Source organism: Oleiphilus sp. HI0123 (genome assembly GCF_001635315.1).
The window spans coordinates 1-2,221 of the sequence record NZ_LWGE01001172.1 but is presented as its reverse complement, the minus strand read 5'-3'; the positions used below and the strand labels follow the sequence as shown (position 1 = coordinate 2,221).

Annotated in this window: 4 protein-coding genes; all 4 read right to left on the bottom strand. The window is 45.3% G+C overall.

The genetic code is table 11. The annotated features are described in order from the left end of the window. Window positions 1-441, bottom strand: a 441-nt coding sequence (locus tag A3761_RS12790; protein ID WP_156491827.1) for a type II secretion system protein, incomplete at its 3' end; no start/stop codon positions are given. Next, window positions 441-992, bottom strand: a complete 552-nt coding sequence (locus A3761_RS12785; RefSeq protein WP_197469704.1) for a prepilin-type N-terminal cleavage/methylation domain-containing protein — start codon at window positions 990-992, stop codon at window positions 441-443. The genes A3761_RS12790 and A3761_RS12785, both read right to left, overlap by 1 nt. Continuing rightward, window positions 989-1,534, bottom strand: coding sequence for a type II secretion system protein (locus A3761_RS12780; protein ID WP_068740403.1), 546 nt, complete (start codon window positions 1,532-1,534; stop codon window positions 989-991). The genes A3761_RS12785 and A3761_RS12780 overlap by 4 nt, the downstream gene beginning before the upstream one ends. 61 nt (window positions 1,535-1,595) lie before the next feature. After that, window positions 1,596-2,072: a prepilin-type N-terminal cleavage/methylation domain-containing protein gene (locus tag A3761_RS28840; RefSeq protein WP_068566907.1), complete on the bottom strand. Its 477-nt coding sequence runs from the start codon at window positions 2,070-2,072 to the stop codon at window positions 1,596-1,598. Window positions 2,073-2,221: the final 149 nt, after the last annotated feature.

Below are 2,221 nucleotides of genomic sequence, written 5' to 3'. Positions count from 1 at the left end.
GCTACTAATTACGCGCTGGCTTCCAGATAGGTCATAAACATCACTGACGGCATTACTATAAACGGCCACTCTGTCCTGGCTAGTATCGACACTTGCATCCACGTAGCTAGCAAAAGGTACCACCTCGAAACTACTGGCCCCACTTAAAATCGGCACACTTAAATAGTCCGTTGCAGCGACAGTGGGAATAAACTCAATACATGAGCCGCCACTAAGCGTTTGAATACTATTCGGTAAAGCTAATCGTAGTTCTCTACTTAGCTTCTCTGATACCACCCAAGCAATGGCAGATATTTTACCGCGCTCAGAGGCATCGATCATGCCCTCCGTAGTTCGACCGATAAATCCGGCAATTCCTACACCTAGAATACCTATCACGACAATCGTGACAATCATCTCGATTAAGGTAAATCCTTTAGAGTCATTTAAGGGGCGCGACATTAGAAGTTCCCCTTATAAGCGGCAAAGGTCATCGTACTTTGGCCCGGTGGCGTTATCGAAATAGTTATTTTCTTGGCGTGATTCGTTGCACTCGCTGACACTAAGTTAGCGGTATCGCACGCCACACTAATAGAAACACTATAACTGTCATAAGAACTATCTAAACCTGCAGTTAAGCTGACCGGTGGAGCATCTGTCAAACCATCATAGTCATCCACATCGTTATAGACAGAGCGAGTTTCCAGGACGCCCCCGGGTGAATCCGGCCCCAGATCTGCTGCTGTACAACCTGGGCTCGCGACCATCGGCACACCACCCACGGGCGTAGCGTGGTCATAATTCTTTGATAATATTTCGTCAAAATATAACTGTGTCAGCTTTAAGGTCTTATTCCTCCAAAGGGGGTCAGCACTATGTTTCATGGTAAAACTGAAAGAGTTCAGCACTGCAACCATAGCAATCGATAGAATCACAATAGAAATGACGAGTTCAACCAAGGTGACGCCTTGCTGTCGGCTTAAACTTCTTGAACGAGTAACATTAGCTCTCACGGGCATGCCCCCGACGATTCGTAAACAAAACCCGAGGAGGAGAAGCAAATACGATGGGTTTTCGTACCAACGATCGTAACATTGTGATTTGCGGCATCGTCCATACTTGCTGTTTGATCCCACGCCAAACTAACAGTAGCCCCCAACGCCAGCGCAAGGCCATCTATTGAAATTGTGGGCAAAGGTGTTTCCAGTTGATAAGTCTGAACGCTTTGCTGATGCTTCAGTAGGGTAAAATGCAGGTCGCCGCCAGCGGTACGAATAAACTGTATTTCCGCTGGATCTCCCGACGGTATAGGTGCCGCACCCGCTATTTGCACCTCTTGAGCACTGACACCCAAGGCTAACTGTTGCGCGAGTAAACCAAGAGAAAGAAGCCTTTCCTTGGCTAAGTAGTCTGCATAGGAGTCTTTTGAAGAGAACAGGCTATTGGCACCGACACTTAGAACACCGATGAGCACGATGACCATCACCAGCTCAATCAAGGTAAAACCATGCTGGTTAGTCTGTTTTGAATAGTTTGCTATGATCTTGTTCGACAAAAATCTTGCCTTTAAAAAACGAAAAAAAGCGCCCACCGGCGCTTTTTCACACAACTACTAATCAATCACAATTCGTAACATCAATTGAAATAGTTGGGCTATTATTTGCTGTAGCAGCTGTATAGGTAATACGGCAAGTTGCTGCATTAGCTGGTGTTACACCTGAAGCTGTCACTGTAACCGTCGAAGTTGCTAAACCGCCTGGAGTACCACCCAAATCGAAATCAGCAGCAGTAATCTGAGCAGCATCAAGAATACCTTCAGATCCAGCAGTTTGTGCTTCAGGATAGCCGTTCAACATCTGAATAACCTGACCTTCCATTGTAATTTCAGTCAAGGAGTTATCGCCCTGAACCAAATAGTCTGCGTGAGCTATGGATGACGCAGACCTCATCGCGCCATAAGCACCTTGAAGTGCTGCAGCACGCGCTTCACCACCTAAGTCTGCAAAACGAGGCAATGCAAAGGCTGCCAAAATACCTAAGATCACGATAACCATGACCAATTCGATGAGTGTAAAACCCGCTTGACGCTTCATGAGTAGAGCTCCTAAATCTTAATAATTATTTACTGCTTTCGTTCGTTAAAATTAAAAGTTAATGCTTCTTGGACTTAACGCCAAGTTTAAGTAGCACTAAAACTTCGTTCACTAATCTATTGATTTAACTATAGACATGCTTTTAAAAC

What these genes read in the sequence shown, in the direction of transcription:
- A3761_RS28840 (WP_068566907.1), bottom strand. Translation starts at nt 2,072, where the DNA reads ATGAAGCGTCAAGCGGGTTTTACACTCATCGAATTGGTCATGGTTATC.